Genomic DNA, 15714 nt, shown 5'->3' on the forward strand with positions numbered 1-15714 from the left:
AGGCGGATGACTGTTCACCACCTTGAGCCCAGCCTGGCCACCACCACCCAGGTGTTTTCCCGCGACAGTCCGCCGGTGCTTACCGTGAACCCCGGAGACTCGGTGCGGGTCCGATCCCTCGACGCTTGGGGGCACCTGGAACGGCAGACTATCCCCGGAGAGGACAAGCCGCAACTCTTCGCCGAACGGGAGGGGCATTGCCTCACCGGGCCTATCGCCGTGGCAGGTGCCAAACCCGGTGACATGTTGGCCGTCACCTTCGCCTCCCTCACTCCCGACCCGTGGGGGTTCACCAACGCAGGGCGGAAGGACGACGAGTTCACCCGACTGCTCGACGTCGACGGTGGTGTACCGCAGTGGCTGCTATGGGATGTTGATGCGCAGCAGGGGACAGCTACCAATCAGCTGGGGCAGAGCGTTGCGCTGAACCCGTTCCTCGGCGTCGTCGGCGTGCCGACGAACCGTCCGGGCGACTTCGCCACCACGCCGCCGCGGGCTGACGGTGGCGGCAACATCGACTGCAAGGAACTGACCGTCGGATCCACCCTGTTTCTGCCGGTGACAGTTCCCGATGCGCTAGTGAGCGTTGGCGACGGGCACGCAGCACAGGGCGACGGCGAGGTGGGCGGTACCGCGATTGAGTGCGGAATGACCGCTGACCTGGTGCTCGACGTCGTCCTCGATGCTCCACTGCAGACCATTCATGCGATGACACCGACGGCGAGAATCACCTTCGGCTTCAACGCCGATCTCAACCTCGCGACTGCTGAAGCACTCAAGGCGATGCTGACCTGGATGCAGGACCTCTATGGCATGGAACGCACGCATGCGCTCGCCTTGGCAAGCACAGTGGTGGACCTGCGGATCACGCAGGTAGCCAACGAAACGTGGGGTGTTCACGCGGTGCTTAGCCACGATGCGGTGCAGATCTCGCCGACGGTCTGACATCGTTGGCGGCGTCCATCTTTGCGAATAGCAAGTATGCTTAGGACTGGTTATATCCAATGTTTGACTGCCCAACGATAGGGGTCCCGTCATGAAACAACCTGAGCCTCGCGGCCCGGTGAGCTCGCTGCTCCTGGCCACCCTGAACGGTCCGGAGCAAAGCAGCCCCGAGGCGCCGAGCACAGCCAGCGATCTTGCTCCCGCCGTGCGGGACGCAGTTGCTGCGACCAATGATTTCGCCTTCGACGACGACCTCCAGCTGACCTTGTTCTGCCTTTTCGAATTGCACTACAGCGGTATCGACGGCACGAGTGGCGACTGGGAGTGGAATCCCGACCTGATTGCCGCCCGCCGTTTCCTGGAACAGGCGTACGAAGCGCAGCTGCGATCGGCAACCACCCTTCCCGAGCTGCCAGCCCCCACCAGCGCCGACGTCGCAGCGGGCTTGTTCGAGCTGACCGGTGCCGATGGTGGTCCCAGCATGGCCAAGTACGTGGCCAAGCAGGCAACCGAGGAGCAGATCGGCGAGTTCCTGATCCAGAAGTCCATCTACACGCTCAAGGAAGCAGACCCGCACACCTGGTCCATTCCTCGTCTCACCGGCCGGGCCAAGGCCGCAATGGTGGAGATCCAGGCGGACGAGTACGGCGGCGGAGTGCCCGAGCGAATGCACTCTGCCCTCTTTGCCCAGTCGATGCGTGGCGTCGGGCTCGACGACGGCTACGGCCACTATGTGGATGACGTACCCGCCATCACCCTTGCGTCATCGAATCTGATGTCGCTGTTCGCACTCAACCGTCGTCTTCGCGGTGCGATTGTGGGGCACCTGGCGGCGTATGAGATGACCTCGTCGCTGGCGAACCGGATGTACGCCAGAGGGTTCCGTCGGCTCGGGTTCAACGACGCCGTCGCTGCCTACTTTGACGAGCATGTGGAGGCCGACGCCGTCCACGAACAGATCGCTGGGAGGGACCTCGCCGGCGGATTGGTCGAGGCTGAACCGGACCTGCTCTCGGACGTATTTTTCGGGGCTGCGGCGGCCGCCGTCGTCGACACGTGGATGACCGAGCACATCCTCGACGCCTGGAAAGTGGGGAGCTCCTCGCTGCGCTCCTCAGCTTCAGTCATCGCATGAGTGCCGGTCAGCACGACGACGACGGTGTCGCCGAAGATGGTGCCGGTGACGAGGCCGCCGCGGCGTCGATCGGACCGCGGCAGACGATCGTCGCTTTCCCCAATGGGCCACTGCTGGTCCGAGGAGATTTCGACATTGTGGATCCCGACGGCAACCAGCTGCGCCGCAGCCGAAAGACAGTTGCCCTCTGCCGGTGCGGAGCCTCGGTGATCAAGCCGTACTGCGACGGCAGCCATAAACTGATCGGCTTCAAGACCGAACCCGAAAGCTAGCTCCGCTCGGGAAATGTCAGTTCGAGGATGAAATCATTCTCGACGCCGGCGCCCAGGCGGAACGTCTTCACTCCCACTTTGGTGAAGCCGTGCTTTTCGTAGAAGCGAACCGCGCGGTGGTTTTCGTCGTTAGTTCCTAGCCACACCGCCGAGACGCCCTTTTGTGCCGCAGTTTCAAGTGTTGCCTGCATCAGCAGGGTGGCCTGTCCACGCCCGTGATGGTCCGGGTGGACGTAGAACTTGCTGAGCTCAATGGTGGGGAAGGTTGACAACGACGATCTCACGCCGCCATCGGCGGGTTCGCCGTCGATGAGCATGCTGTAAGCAATGAGGCGGTTGCCGTCGCTCAGGCATAGCAGCGTCTTGCCCGGATCCGCAAGGTGTTGGCGGAACCGTACCGGTGAGAGTTCGGTTGCGATGTGGTGCTCGATGTCCTCGGGCCGTGAGGAGGCCGGGCAGGCGAGCGGGAACGTGATGGCGGCCAGCTCAGCGAGCCGCTCGACGTCGTCGGCAGTTGCCTGGTCAATGAGGAGATTCACGGGATCCATGATCCCACGCCGGGACAGCACACCGGTCCCGGGGCCGCCGTGGCGGCGCAATGTGACGGCTCGGTTTGGGGATCGTAGGTGGTGCTTCAAAAGGGTGCCTGCAGTGCATGCAATGCAGTCACTTTCCACTTTAAAGGTGCCTGCAGTGCAGGCATTGCATGCACCTTCAAAGTGGACTAGGCGCTGGTCCGGCCCGCCTACCGCCGGGTTTATGGGACGGTCGGCAGGCCGGGTTCGCTGTACTAGGAGCTGGTGACGAGGGTGGGGTAGTCGGTGTAGCCCACCTCGGTACCGCCGTAGAAGGTGCTGCCATCAGCTTCGTTGAGCGGCGCATCGGTGGCGAGCCGCTCCACGAAGTCGGGGTTGGCAATGAACATGCGGCCGAACGCAATGAGGTCGGCGCCCCGTGCCAGCCACACATCAGCACGTTCCTTGTCCGCAGCATCCTGGTTCTGGACGAGAGGGGACGGGTTGACGATAAGAGTCCCTTCCCATAGGTCGAGGATGCGCTCATTGACCTCGTCCTCGCGGGCTTCGACGATGTGGAGGTAGGCCGGGCCGAGTGGAACCAGCTGCTCAAGCAGTGCAGTGTAGGTTTCCAGCACGTTGTCCTCGAAGATGTCGTTGAAGTCATTCCCGGGGGAGAGGCGGAAGCCAACGCGAGCGGCGCCGATGGCTGCAACGACTGCCTGCATCACTTCGACGAGGAAGCGGGTGCGGGCAACTGGGGAGCCGCCGTATTCGTCGGTTCGTTCGTTGGTGCCGCTGGCAAGGAACTGGTGGGGGAGGTAACCGTTGGCGCCGTGGATCTCGACGCCGTCGAACCCTGCTTCTACGGCGAGGCGGGCGGCGGTGGCGTAATCGGCGACGGTGTCGGCGATGTCCGTCAACGTCATGACCCGGGGGACCACGAAGTCCTGCATGCCTTCGGCGGTGAAAACCTGTCCCGCGGGGAGCACGGCAGAGGGTGCCATCGGGACAAGGCCCTCGGGCAGCAGGCTGGGGTGGCCGATGCGACCGGTGTGCATGATCTGGGCGAAGATCTTTCCGCCCTCGGCGTGCACGGCGTCGGTCACGGTACGCCAGCCGGCAACCTGCTCAGCGGTGTGGAGGCCTGGTGTGAAAGGGTAGCCCTGGCCCAAGGCGTTGGGCTGCGTTCCCTCGGAGATGATCAGTCCGGCTGAGGCGCGCTGCGCGTAGTAGGTGGCCATCATGTCGGTGGGGACGCCGTCGTCGTCGGCCCGGGAGCGGGTCATTGGCGCCATGACGGCGCGGTTGGCGAGCTGGAGTCCCCCGACGTTTGCGGGGTCGAAAAGTGTTGAGTCAGCCATGGCTACCCCTATCGGTTGGATGATTGGTACGATAATAAACGTACAACGATGAAACCCTTAGTACAACTTTCATCGTACTAATCATGACGTCGAAGGACCACAGAGATGACCGCTGAACCTCTCCCGCGGCAGGTGGGACACCCATTGGCTACGGAATTCCGCCTCACCGAGGTGCTGCAGGCGCTCTCGGATCCGCTCCGGCTGGACATCGTGGCCACCCTGGCTGAATCAGGTGTTGAGCTGTCCTGCAGTGCGTTCCACCTTCCGGTCACCAAGTCGACCAGCACGCACCACTTTCGGGTCCTCCGTGAGGCAGGCATTGTGCAGCAACGCTACGAGGGCACGGCGCGAATGAACAGTCTCCGCCGGCAGGACCTGGACGCTGTATTCCCGGGCCTGCTGGCCTCGGTGCTGTCGTCGGCGGTCCGGAACGAGCGCTAGGGTCCACCCGCGGCCGAGCCCAGTTGAGCGAAGTGAAGAGCTGGGTTTTTACGCCGGTCGACCCTCGAAGACGATCGGATCGAGCCGGGCGGTTTCCTCAAGAGACCCCGTCAGGCTGTAAAAACCGAGGGCGGGTTTCCCGAATTGAAATATGCGGTACTAATGGAATTGGTCTCAAAGCCGGTACCGTCACCCCGTGTGGCGGAAAGGTGTTCCACCTTCGCGGCCAGCTTCCGATTGCCCATGGCTTCGAAGAACCTTCGTTCGTAGGCGAGGGCTGACCGATGGGCGGGACCGTCGAACGCAGGTGATCCTGTGCGTTACGCATCGGCTTGTACCCGTCAATCGGAATACCCTTGGCATCGATAAGTACCGCGGAGATATTCTGGTGCTTGAATTCAATTGACCCCTTGGTTCGACCACCGCGGCACTGACTTCCGCGTTCGTCCAGTCAGTTCCCCTTAGTTCGGCCATGGCGCCAGGATAGTACGCCGCAGGGTGTGAAGTCCGGTTTTAATTCCTGACGTTCTCCTGCGCGAATCCTGTGCCGCTTCGGCGGCAGCCCGATTTAGGCTGGACAGCAGGATCTGATGGGGGAGCCAGAAATGACGGCTGGGGCAGGTGCCGCTGAACAAGCGCGCCGGGCGGCGGAACGGGTAACACGGTTGAAAGGCGAGCTTGCTCAAGCCGTCGAAGCGGTCGATCGACTGCAAAAGCAAGTCGCCCATGCGGAGCGAACTAACCGGGCCTGGATCGCGGGAGCAACAGGGGAAGTGCTGGTGGCCGACCGCCTTGGTCTGCTAGAGGCCCAGGGATGGTTCATTCTGCACGGCCTGCACTGGCCGGGCAGACCGAAAGCCAACCTGGATCATGTGCTAGTAGGACCCGGCGGAGTGCTCGTCATCGACGCAAAGAACTGGGGTGGGGACGTCCTCCTGCGGCGGGGTGAACTGTCCCAGAACGGCTATGCAAGAGCGAGGGAGTCGGCAGCTGCCCTTCAGCAAGCCAGCGCTATTGCCGCTTTGCTTGAACCACAGCATAGGCAACTGGTTCAGGCATGGCTCTGTATGGTCGGCCAACCGGAGCTAAAGGCAACGACTGCTTCTGGAGTGCGGGTCGAAGGCCTCAACACCATTGCTCAGTCAGTCCTTGCCCTACCAACAGTTCTTGAACGCGAATTTGCCGCCGCGATCCATGAGTACCTGAATTGTCTGCTTGGTGGGGACACGAACCCCACGCTGTTAACGACTGCCGGTATCGGATCCGCTGACGCAGGTGTCTCCATGCTGCATCAACGCCGAGCAGCTACCCGTCGCCCCGAAGCCGCTACGACCACACTGAACGCACCGGTTGGGGGAGTTGCTGGCGGTGGACGAGGACAGAATCGGGGACCCGCCCGACAAGCGGGCAGATCCCGCAAGGCGAGGAAACGGCCAGGTTGTCTGGGAGTATCGGCTCGGCTGGCGGCAATTGCTTTAGCGCTGACCCTCGCGATGGGCATTCTTGATGCTCTGAGTCAGGTGAACGTCACCGTCCCGCAACCCAGTCCAACGATTAGCAACCAGTCTGAGAGCCCAGGCACCGGTTAACAGAGGTCCACTATGTACCGAGAATCCTGGCGGCATTCTCCTGGGCGCTCAGCTCCTCGGGGCTGAGAACGGTCCCCTCCATATGCGTTGAGGCACGGATGAGCCGACGAAGTTCGGCCGGCGAGTAGGGGGCAGGCGTGCGCGAGTGCGCCATTGCATGACAGTTGGGGCACAGCGGAACCAGATCGGTAAGGGGATCGAGCACGTAGTCGGCGTCGATCTGGGAAACAGGCACAATGTGGTGCACCTGAATGAATCCGTGCCCCAGCGCGCCGTAGGCATCCTCAAAATTGAACCGGCAGACGGAGCAACTGGTCCCTTGGTGAGCGATGCACTGGCGTCGTGCCTCGGGATCACGCTCGTAGCGGTTGACCGAGACCCGAGTGAGAGCGCTGGCGGGAAGGGTGCCGGGGACCGGATCTACTGGGTCGATTTCCGACGACGGCGCATGGTCGGCCCACACAGCGCGCAACATTTGTTCATCGTTTGTGGCGAGCAGAGTTCCTGAAATCGGGTTGCTCTCCCAATCCAGTCCCGGCACCCGGTGGAGTAGCGCCGTCTCCGGAATGTGTTCGCCACGGGGAAGGAGCAGGTCGACGTCGAAGGTGACCTGTGAGGTGGATCGGTCAGCTGACGTGTCGGTGGTCGCAATACCGTGCCCTAGCAGGCCGCGTTCATGGGCGCCCTGCAGGATGAGCCACACGTCAGTGCCAGCAGGAATGGCAAGGTGCGTCGAAAGGGGACAGCGAACCGACGCGAACCCGGTGTCATGCAGGACGTCGAGGACCGGGGTATAGGCGAATTGCCAACCGTCCCACCGATCCGGGTTCCAGCCGAGCACGATTGCCGTCATGGGACTCATTGTGTCACTGGCTGTTAAAGCCAGCGGCCGCACGCCGGTCTCCCGATGCGCGGCCACTGAAGGTATGGAACCGAGGCTGCTGGTTAGGCGGGGTCGGTGGAGCCTTCGGCTACCGGCGTGTTTGCGGATTCAGTCTTGGCGTCCGCGGCGAGGGTCTGGCGACGACGGTACAACTGGATGCCGATCGCCACGGGGATGGCTGTCAATGCCACTGCCCGCATCCACGGCCGGTCAAGGACATGACCGGTGGCCGAGTCCAGTGAGACTGCGCCTGCTCCAGCTATGGCGAAGGATGCAGCGGCAATACCGAGGACCGCCGGGTACTCGAAGCCACCCTCGGTGGCGAAGAATCCGTTCGGCGTATGCACACTTGCAGCAACTCCCATGGTTGTTGCCGCTGCAGCGCCGGCAACAGGGGTGCCAAGGCCGACGGCGAGGGCTAGACCCGCACCGGCCTCGCCCAAACCGGCGAGAACAGCACTGGTCTTCGCCGGGCGGAAGCCCATGGCGTCCATGCCCTTGCTGGTGCCGTCGATGCCTCCGCCGCCAAACCAGCCGAACAGTTTCTGCGAACCGTGGGCCACCAGGACGCCGCCAAGGGCGACCCGGAAGATAGTCTGCGCGGCAGTGGCGGCGACAGGCGTGTGTGCTTGATACGTCATGGAGTTCCTTAGGGGTGGGGGATTGTGCTGTGCACAGCTCCCCTTCTATAAGGCACCAGTCGGCCAGTTTCTTCCCGGGGGATAGAAACCAGTTGGGTTAGGACACCCGACGGGCCCGCAGCACCGCGTCGTGGATGGTGACGGTTTCGCCGTCGTGATCCTGGGTTCGCTGACGGGACTCCGTCACCAGGTCCCACCGCTCCGGGTCCAGCAGCAGGGCGATTTCTTCGGCGGTGTAAAAGAGATCAAGGCGGGGTGGCCGATGAGCGCCTGACTCCATGTCGGATGGGTGGTGTCCCACAACCAGCAGGGTGCCACCGGGTGTGACCGCAGCCGCTAACCGGGTGAATAGGGGCTCGCGCTCCGTTTTCGGCAGGTGCATGAACTGGGCCGAAATCAGATCGAACGAGGATTCCGGCGGCGCCCACTGCAGGAGGTCCTGGCGGGTCCAGGTGATCAGGGCCGCTGACTCTTCATCTGCCGCGGCATTTGCTGCGCCGCGGGTGAGCGCAACCTGGGAGATGTCGACGGCGGTGACCTTCCATCCCCGGCGAGCCAGCCAGATGGCGTCGGCGCCCTCTCCGCTGCCGACGTCGAGCGCGGTGCCCGGCGTCAGACCGGCCGTCTCGGTGACTAGCTGCGGGTTGGGTTGACCGCTCCAGATGGCAGGGCGTTCATCGTAGAAGGTGTCCCAGTAGGTCTGGTCGTACTCGGTGGTGCTGTCCTGATGCCCTTCGTTGGCCCCGTGGCCTTGATGGGTCGAGTGGGCTTCGTGGGTGTGGTGGTCGTGGGAAGTCATCATGCGGTCACCTTTGAGGTCGAGTCGGACTGGGCAAGGCTGCGGTGCGCCGCGAGGTCACGCTGCATCTCCTCTTCCATGAGGTTCATGTTAATCATGGCACCCGTCCAGGACCCATCAGCTGCTGAAGCGAGCACCTGCATCTGCATGTCCGCCGCGTTGCCCAGTCACCTTCATGCCCTCGCGGGTGGAAAAGCCCCGCGTCCTCAACGGCAAACTGCGCTTAGTGCTGTGGGATCAGGATCTCGTACTCGGCTAGCGGGACCACCGTTGGTCGTAAAAGCCGCCCGTCGAACCCCCGATATGGTCGGCGACCATTGACTGTGCCTGTGGTCGGACCTAGTGTCTTATTCACTAGCAGAAAACTTATTCCACAATGTGGAAAACACAGTGGTGGACTCGTGCGCGAATCGCAGTCAAAGGGGACTGGATTATGGACAATCTTGCTGTGTTAAGCCTATTGGCGTTATTGCCAATTTTGGTGGTGGGAGTATTGCTGGCGGGATTCCGCTGGCCCGCCAAATACGCCATGCCCGTTGGGTACGTGTTGGCTGTGCTGGTTGCGTTGCTGGTCTGGAAGATGGAGTTCACGGGCATCATCGCCGCATCCCTCGAAGGGTTGATCGTCGCGGCGACGCTGCTCTATATCGTTTTCGGTGCGCTATTACTGCTCTCGACGCTCACTATTGGCGGCGCCATGGCCAGCATTCGGGCGGGGTTCAACAACATCTCAGCTGACCGGCGGGTGCAGGCGATCATTATCGGCTGGCTGTTCGGTAGCTTCATCGAGGGCGCCTCAGGGTTTGGAACCCCGGCCGCCGTCGTCGCACCGTTGCTCCTGGCGATGGGCTTCCCGGCCATGGCGGCCGTCATGGTGGGACTGATCATTCAGAGTACGCCAGTGAGCTTCGGTGCGGTCGGCACACCCATCCTCGTCGGTGTGACCAATGGGCTGGGCGGGGATCCGGCGGTTGAGGAACGCATCGCTGTGCTTGGGCTAACCATGCCGGAGTTTGTATCAAACATCGGGTTTCAGGTGGCGGCCATTCACGCGATTGTGGGCATCCTGATTCCCCTGATCCTGGTCTGCATGCTCACCGGGTTCTTCGGGCCGGAGCGGCGTTTCCGCGACGGTCTTGCCGTTTGGCCGTTCGCAATTTACGCGTCGCTCGCTATGACCGTCCCCTCCGTGATCGTCGCCCGCGTCCTCGGACCGGAGTTCCCGTCGCTCTTCGGCGGGCTGATCGGTCTGATGCTGGTCATGTTCACCTCCAGCAAGGGCTTCCTGATGCCCAAGGACACGTTTGACTTCGGTCCGCGATCCTCCTGGTCCGATCGCTGGATGGGCACCATCGAACCGTCCGAGGCGACCGACGTCCGCACCCACATGAGCATCATCAGCGCCTGGTCACCGTACGTGCTCATGGCGGTGCTGCTGGTGGGCACCCGAGTGATTGCGCCGGTGAAAGAGTTCCTGACCGGTATTCAAATTCCGTTCGAGAACATCCTGGGCACCGGCATCACCACCAATGTGCAGCCGTTCTATTCGCCGGCCTTCCTGTTGATCCTCGCTTCCGTCTTCGGATATCTGATCCATCGGATGAATGGGAAGCAGATTGCCGAGACGCTGAAGGTGTCAGGAAAACAGTTGGCTGGGACGGCTGTGGCCCTCCTGTTTGCTGTTCCGTTGGTGCGGGTGCTGATCCAGTCGGGTCCGGATCTCAACGTGTCGGGCCTGTCCAGCATGCCGGTCACCTTGGCCGAGGGCGCTGCGGCGATCTCAGGTGTCTCCTGGCCCGTTATCGCCCCCTTCATCGGCGCGCTGGGGGCATTCGTGGCCGGGTCGAACACCGTCTCGAATCTGACCTTCGCCCAGTTCCAGTTCTCCACAGGCGTGGCCATCGGTGTCCCACCGGAGCAGGTAGTCGCCGCGCAGGCGGTCGGTGGCGCCGGCGGTAATCCGATCGCGATCCACAACATCGTGGCCGCCTCCGCGACCGTCGGGTTGTTGGGGCGTGAGGGTGACCTGCTGCGCAAGACCATCCTCGTGACGGTGTACTACTGTTTGGCTGCCGGCGCTGTGGCATCGCTCTTCATCTTCGGCCTCGGGTTCAACCTTGGCACCATTGTGCTGGTCGCGCTGATCATCGGGCTGGTCTTCCTGACCCGGTGGATGATGCGATTCCAGGGCAAGGAGGCGCTCTCGCGGGTCACGAACCATGACGATGCGGACACTGACGACGCCGATGCTGATCGGAGGGACCGCGCCTAGCGGCATCCTGCACTGAAGAAGGGGCGCTGCCTGGGAGATCCGTGGATCGGAACGGAACCAGTAACGCCGCGGTAACGCCACCGGGTCCACACTAAACCAGTTTCGCCATGACTCGGGGCGGAGCCGTCCCACGGTACGTCGGGGACCGCAGCTTCAGACATTGGAGGATTTCCCATGACCTGGTCGGGTTGGTTCAACCATGGCGCCCCGGTCGGCGGGTTCGCTGGGGCCCCGTCGATCGTTTCGCGCAACGATTCCGTCTGCAACATCTATGTCCGTGGAGCGGACAACGCCCTGTGGCAAAAAGGTTTCTGGAATGGTTCCTGGCACGACTGGGGCCGACATGACGACGGGGGCGTACTTGCCTCGGATCCAGCTTCGGACACCATGGGCCAGGAGCATGAGCACGTGTTCGTTCGAGGCACCGATGGCAGCGTCTGGTCCAAGGCGTGGACCCTCGTCCCCACAGTCATACTGCATCTGAAGATCCTGACGGCGCCGACCAGTTTCACGGTGGATCAGATGGTCCAGGCGATGCGCACGGTTTATGCCAGCCGTGGCATCAACGTATCGGTTGGCTCAACTGAGAACCTGAACCTGCCGCTGCTGACGGATCTGGACGTTGGCGGCTGCACGATGGGCACGACCACCGCCGAGCAGAACCAGCTCTACGGCAATCGGATCAACGTCGGGGGCGACCACGTCGCGGTATATTTTGTCCGTAGCACCAATCCGCCATCTAACGGCTGCGCCGCCTTTCCTGCTGGCCGCCCCAGCTGTGCGGTGACGTCCACCGCCAGCAGTTGGACACTCGGCCATGAAGTGGGCCATGTGATGGGACTGCCCCACGTAACGCCGACGGATCGGTTGATGATGGGCGGCGGCACGTGGAACATTACCAATGCGCCGCCGGATCTCGATGCGGCGGAAAGCACTACCCTGAACAACAGCGCACTAACAGTGAACGTCTAGGAGAGCGCCATGTCAGTGACTATGGAAGATGTCCGCAGGGCCCTGGACCCGGACGAGGTGGATTACCCTGAAGCCTCGCGACTTGGCCCTGATGCCCTCCCACACCTGATGACACTGGTCCAGGAGGCGGAACCAGGCCTGGCCGCTAAGGCCGCCTATCTTGCTGGTGCCATCGAAGGCGAACAGTCGGCGGACATCGTGGCCGCAGCGGCTACCAACGGCGATGCCCGGGTCCGCGTGGCCGCGGCCCAGGCAGCGGCACTGTTGCCGCCTTCCTCGGCAAGCCGGGTGCTGGGCAGCCTGATGCTTGATGATGACCAGGGAGTCCAGAAGGTCGCCCTCAGGTCGGTGTCTGCCGGGCTCTCGCCAGAGGTACGTGACAAAGTGGCGGAAGTTTCGGAGAACTCGTCCGACCCCGCACTGCGGGAAATAGCCGCTGAAGCCCTTGGCCGACTCCGCTAGAGTTTCTGCTTGGCCAGTTACTTCCTAAATGGCCTTGCCGGGGTTGAGGAGGCAGTGGGGGTCGAGTGCGTCCTTGATGGAGCGCATGACGTCGAGGGACACCTCGCCCAGCTCCGGCAGGAGCCAGTCGCGCTTGAGGAGTCCGACGCCGTGTTCGCCGGTCAGGGTGCCGCCGAGGCTCTTCGCGAGGTAGAACATCTCTCCCAGCGCTACCTTCGCGGGACCTTCAGTGACTGAGTCGCTAGGGTCCAGGACGAGCATCGGGTGCAGGTTGCCGTCCGACGCGTGGACTACCGAGTAGATCCGCACCCCGGTGCGCTCGGAAATTTCCTTCAAACCAACCGCTACCTCGGCCAGGCGGCCCCGTGGGACGCCGATATCGCCGATGGACACCCGGCCCAGCTTTTCCAGGCAGGGAATGGCTTCGCGGCGGGCGGTGATCAGTTGGGCGGCGTGTTCGTCGTCGTCGGCCTTCTCAATGGAGGTGGCGAACGGTTTGATCGCTTCGATCAGCACATCCTGTTCAAGGTGGGCGCCGTAGCCGTCGGTCTGCGCCAGCAGGAACGCGCCGCCCTGTGACCGGTAGCTGGTGCCCATCGCCATGTCGATGGCTTCAAGCGTCTGCCCATCGATCAGCTCCAGCATGGAGGGCTGGATCCGGGACGCTATGACCGCCGATGCCGCCCGAGCCGCCGTCGCGAAGTCGGAGAAGAACGCTGCCACGGTCGCCGTTGCCACCGGGAGGGGGCGGAGCCGCAGGGTAGCCTCAGTGACGACGCCGAGGGTTCCCTCGGAACCGACGATCAGCGCATTGAGGTCATAACCGGAGACACCCTTGATGGTTTCGCGGCCTGTTTTCAGCTCGCGCCCGTCGGCGAGCACCACGTTCAGGGAGAGCACCGCCTCGCGGGTGACACCGTACTTGGCGCACCGCATGCCGCCGGCATTGGTGGCTACGTTGCCACCGATGGAGCAGATGGCGGTGCTCGCCGGGTCCGGCGCGTAGAACAGGCCGTACTCACCGGCGGCAGCGTTCAGCTCCGCGTTCAAGACTCCAGGCTCGACGACGGCGAGCTGCTCCACTGGGTCGATACGGAGGATTTTTTTCATCCGGGAGACGTCGAGAACCACTTCGCCGGCTCGTGCCGAAGAGCCTGCCGCGAGTCCGGTGCCAGCACCCCGGGTGACTATGGGGGTGCGGTGGGCGGCGGCCAGGCGCATGGTGGTGACGACGTCGCCGGCTGTCTCGGCGAAGACCACACCGTCAGGCAGCGACTCCGCAACGTAGCCGGATCGATCGGTGCTCGCGCTGAGCCGATCGGCCTCGGAGACCGAGAAGGATCTAGACCCGTCCAGAACAGCTTGCGTGGTACCGGTGTGCAGTGACATCTCGCAGAACCCCTTTGTTATACGGATCAGCGGTATCGAAACCACAAAGCAAATATCGCATAGTGGAATAACACTTCTGCTGATTGGATAAAATCCTAGGGGGTCCGGGCGGATGGGTCAATGGAACGCCGTGTCATGGAATGCCGTGGAAAAGCCGTCGCTATGCAGCAGCAACCGGGTCCAGGCTCTCAGCCGGGCTGTATTCGGCCCGAACCAGGATGGGAAGGTGGTCGGAGGCCCCGCGGGGCAGGGTCTCCACGCTTTGGATGTCCAGCCCCCTGGAGGTCGCGAAGTCGAAGTGTCCCCGGAAGACCCGGTAGCGGGTGTAGGTCCGAAAGTCGCTCAGCGACAGGTCGTATCCGGAGTCCTTCATATGCCTGGTGAGGCGCTGGGTGAAGAACGGATAGTTGAAATCGCCCACCATGAGCGTCGCAAATCCATTGCCCATCCCCAGAAGTTCAGCGTGCGAGGCATGGATCTGCTTGCGGCGAAGTGAGTTCGACGCCGTCAGCGGAGCGGCATGGAAGGATCCAACAACGAGGTCGTGCTTGGTCTCGTTGTCAGTCAGCTGGAGGCCGATCAAACGCTCATGCGCGGGGGTGAGAACACGGTCGTGGAGGGACTTCTTGAGCGACATGGCCCTGGAATCCAGCGCGGTGAATCGCTCTTCCCGAAAGTAGAGGGCAAGCCCAAGCCGGTTTTCCTGGGTGGCAATCGCCAGCTTGAGATCGCCGACGGTAGCCGGCAGATCGGAAGCATCGCACTCCTGAAGGCACAGGAGATCAACGCCGTACGCCTGCACCAGATCCTCCAGCTCGTCGCTGGCCTGATGTTCCCGCAGGTTGTAACTGATGGCCCGTATCAGGTGATCACCTCTCATTCCCTCTGGCAGCAGGTTTATTGTACACACGTGGGCGACAGGCAAGACAGAGCTCCTGATGTTCTGGTCGGTAGATCGCTGGACACGGATTGAACATGGCGCCCGAACGGTCACGGCGCGCCTTCCTCGCATCCGGGCATGCTGTGCTTGGCTCGGCCCATGGAAAACAACCGAGCCAGTGCCGCGGTAGCAGCGTTCGGAGCGCCGATCACAGTGATCGAAGTAGTGACCGCTATCGGCATTCTCGTCGCGGCCAGCCTGATCGCGTTCGTGCTGCGCACGATCATTCTGCGCCGCTCTCGAACCCAACAGAGCACCCATATCTCAACGTGGTACACGCTGTCGCGGCTGGTCGCCTACACGGTTCTGGCTGTCGGCTTCTTCCTGGCCATCTCGGCGCTCGGGGTGCCGCTAAGCGACTTCGCTGTGCTCGCTGGCGCCGTCGGGGTCGGCCTGGGTTTTGGGCTGCAGACGCTCTTCAGCAACTTTATCTCGGGGATCGTGCTGCTGATTGATAAGTCGCTGAAGATCGGCGATTTTGTCGAGCTCGAATCCGGCGTGACCGGCGAGGTACGCGACATCAAGATCCGGGCTACGACGATCGTCACCAACGACAACATCGACATCCTGGTTCCGAACTCCGAATTTGTTGCCGGCCGCGTAGTGAACTGGACTCACCGCGACGTGCTGCGGCGCCTCCGCGTACCATTCGGGGTCGCCTACGGTACCGACAAGAACGTGGTGAAGAAGGCGGCCCTCGAAGCAGCCGCGGCCGTACCGTTCACTCTTCACCTCGACGGCCCCAAGCGGCCACAAGTCTGGCTGAGCGAATTTGATAAGAGCTCGCTGAACTTTGAACTCGTCATCTGGCTCAACCCGGAGGCAACCAAGAAGCCCGTTGCCGTGGCCGCCGCCTATAACTGGGCGCTGCACTCCGCCTTGCAGGCGCACAGCATCGAGATCCCGTTCCCGCAGCGCGATCTGCACGTCAAGACGCTATTCGGGCTGAGCGACGATGATGCCCGCCGCGCACTGGGACTCGGCGAAAGCGCCACCCTGGCTGGGGCCGGCACGCGGGCTGAGCAACCGATCAGCGGGTCGGAAGACAACGATGCCATTGACGATGTGAACGCAGACACCAGCCCCGACGCTGTG

General features: G+C 62.8%; 17 protein-coding genes. 9 read left to right on the forward strand and 8 right to left on the reverse strand.

Translation table 11 applies throughout. From position 1 onward, the window contains the following. Positions 1–6 precede the first annotated feature (6 nt). From Y703_RS0104360 to Y703_RS17925, 3 genes are all read left to right on the forward strand, one after another. Complete coding sequence (locus tag Y703_RS0104360; RefSeq protein ID WP_026551733.1) at positions 7–945, forward strand: acetamidase/formamidase family protein; 939 nt, start codon at positions 7–9, stop codon at positions 943–945. 91 nt (positions 946–1036) lie between these two features. After that, on the forward strand, positions 1037–2080 hold the full coding sequence (locus Y703_RS0104365; RefSeq protein ID WP_026551734.1) for an iron-containing redox enzyme family protein: 1044 nt from the start codon (positions 1037–1039) through the stop codon (positions 2078–2080). Next, positions 2077–2352, forward strand: a complete 276-nt coding sequence (locus Y703_RS17925) for a CDGSH iron-sulfur domain-containing protein (protein WP_026551735.1) — start codon at positions 2077–2079, stop codon at positions 2350–2352. Before Y703_RS0104365 ends, Y703_RS17925 begins: the two co-directional genes overlap by 4 nt. Here the strand turns inward: Y703_RS17925 and Y703_RS0104375 are convergent. Both Y703_RS0104375 and Y703_RS0104380 read right to left on the reverse strand, forming a co-directional pair. Continuing rightward, complete coding sequence (locus Y703_RS0104375) at positions 2349–2900, reverse strand: GNAT family N-acetyltransferase (protein ID WP_026551736.1); 552 nt, start codon at positions 2898–2900, stop codon at positions 2349–2351. The genes Y703_RS17925 and Y703_RS0104375 overlap by 4 nt on opposite strands. Positions 2901–3142: 242 nt before the next feature. Continuing rightward, on the reverse strand, positions 3143–4231 hold the full coding sequence (locus Y703_RS0104380; RefSeq protein WP_035763827.1) for an alkene reductase: 1089 nt from the start codon (positions 4229–4231) through the stop codon (positions 3143–3145). 105 nt (positions 4232–4336) lie between these two features. Between Y703_RS0104380 and Y703_RS0104385 the strand changes: the two genes are divergently transcribed. Both Y703_RS0104385 and Y703_RS20695 read left to right on the forward strand, forming a co-directional pair. Then, positions 4337–4672 carry an ArsR/SmtB family transcription factor gene (locus Y703_RS0104385; RefSeq protein ID WP_026551738.1) on the forward strand — a complete coding sequence of 112 codons (336 nt, stop codon included), beginning with the start codon at positions 4337–4339 and terminating at the stop codon, positions 4670–4672. Positions 4673–5277: 605 nt separating this feature from the next. Then, a complete protein-coding gene (locus tag Y703_RS20695) occupies positions 5278–6261 on the forward strand; it encodes a nuclease-related domain-containing protein (protein WP_162148863.1) in 984 nt (327 codons plus the stop codon). Positions 6262–6271: 10 nt separating this feature from the next. Here the strand turns inward: Y703_RS20695 and Y703_RS0104400 are convergent, their stop codons facing one another. The 4 genes from Y703_RS0104400 to Y703_RS21920 all read right to left on the reverse strand — a co-directional run bounded on the left by Y703_RS0104400 (position 6272) and on the right by Y703_RS21920 (position 8733). Further along, a complete protein-coding gene (locus Y703_RS0104400) occupies positions 6272–7114 on the reverse strand; it encodes an HNH endonuclease (RefSeq protein WP_035763829.1) in 843 nt (280 codons plus the stop codon). A gap of 92 nt (positions 7115–7206) precedes the next feature. Further along, on the reverse strand, positions 7207–7785 hold the full coding sequence (locus tag Y703_RS0104405) for a DoxX family protein (RefSeq protein ID WP_026551740.1): 579 nt from the start codon (positions 7783–7785) through the stop codon (positions 7207–7209). Between the two features lie 97 nt (positions 7786–7882). Next, positions 7883–8587 carry a class I SAM-dependent methyltransferase gene (locus Y703_RS0104410; protein WP_253907932.1) on the reverse strand — a complete coding sequence of 235 codons (705 nt, stop codon included), beginning with the start codon at positions 8585–8587 and terminating at the stop codon, positions 7883–7885. Next, the gene (locus tag Y703_RS21920) at positions 8584–8733 is read right to left on the reverse strand and encodes a hypothetical protein (protein ID WP_155849401.1); all 150 of its coding nucleotides are present in this window, start codon (positions 8731–8733) and stop codon (positions 8584–8586) included. Before Y703_RS21920 ends, Y703_RS0104410 begins: the two co-directional genes overlap by 4 nt. 284 nt (positions 8734–9017) lie before the next feature. Here Y703_RS21920 and Y703_RS17935 point away from each other — a divergent pair, with 284 nt between their 5' ends. From Y703_RS17935 to Y703_RS0104430, 3 genes are all read left to right on the forward strand, one after another. Continuing rightward, the gene (locus tag Y703_RS17935; protein ID WP_081743388.1) at positions 9018–10856 is read left to right on the forward strand and encodes an L-lactate permease; all 1839 of its coding nucleotides are present in this window, start codon (positions 9018–9020) and stop codon (positions 10854–10856) included. A gap of 174 nt (positions 10857–11030) precedes the next feature. Then, entirely contained in the window at positions 11031–11828 is a 798-nt protein-coding gene (locus Y703_RS0104425) for a DUF8189 domain-containing protein (RefSeq protein WP_026551742.1), read from the forward strand. A 9-nt stretch (positions 11829–11837) separates the two neighbouring features. After that, the gene (locus Y703_RS0104430) at positions 11838–12290 is read left to right on the forward strand and encodes a HEAT repeat domain-containing protein (protein ID WP_026551743.1); all 453 of its coding nucleotides are present in this window, start codon (positions 11838–11840) and stop codon (positions 12288–12290) included. A 24-nt stretch (positions 12291–12314) separates the two neighbouring features. Here the strand turns inward: Y703_RS0104430 and Y703_RS0104435 are convergent, their stop codons facing one another. Continuing rightward, positions 12315–13679 carry an FAD-binding oxidoreductase gene (locus Y703_RS0104435; protein ID WP_026551744.1) on the reverse strand — a complete coding sequence of 455 codons (1365 nt, stop codon included), beginning with the start codon at positions 13677–13679 and terminating at the stop codon, positions 12315–12317. A 160-nt stretch (positions 13680–13839) separates the two neighbouring features. Next, positions 13840–14541 (reverse strand): endonuclease/exonuclease/phosphatase family protein, encoded by a 702-nt coding sequence (locus Y703_RS0104440; protein ID WP_035763858.1) that lies wholly within the window; start codon positions 14539–14541, stop codon positions 13840–13842. Between the two features lie 243 nt (positions 14542–14784). Here Y703_RS0104440 and Y703_RS17940 point away from each other — a divergent pair. Further along, positions 14785–15714, forward strand: a 930-nt coding sequence (locus tag Y703_RS17940) for a mechanosensitive ion channel family protein (protein ID WP_253907933.1), incomplete at its 3' end; no start/stop codon positions are given.

The organism is Arthrobacter sp. H20, from assembly GCF_000520515.1.
Classification (GTDB): domain Bacteria; phylum Actinomycetota; class Actinomycetes; order Actinomycetales; family Micrococcaceae; genus Arthrobacter_D.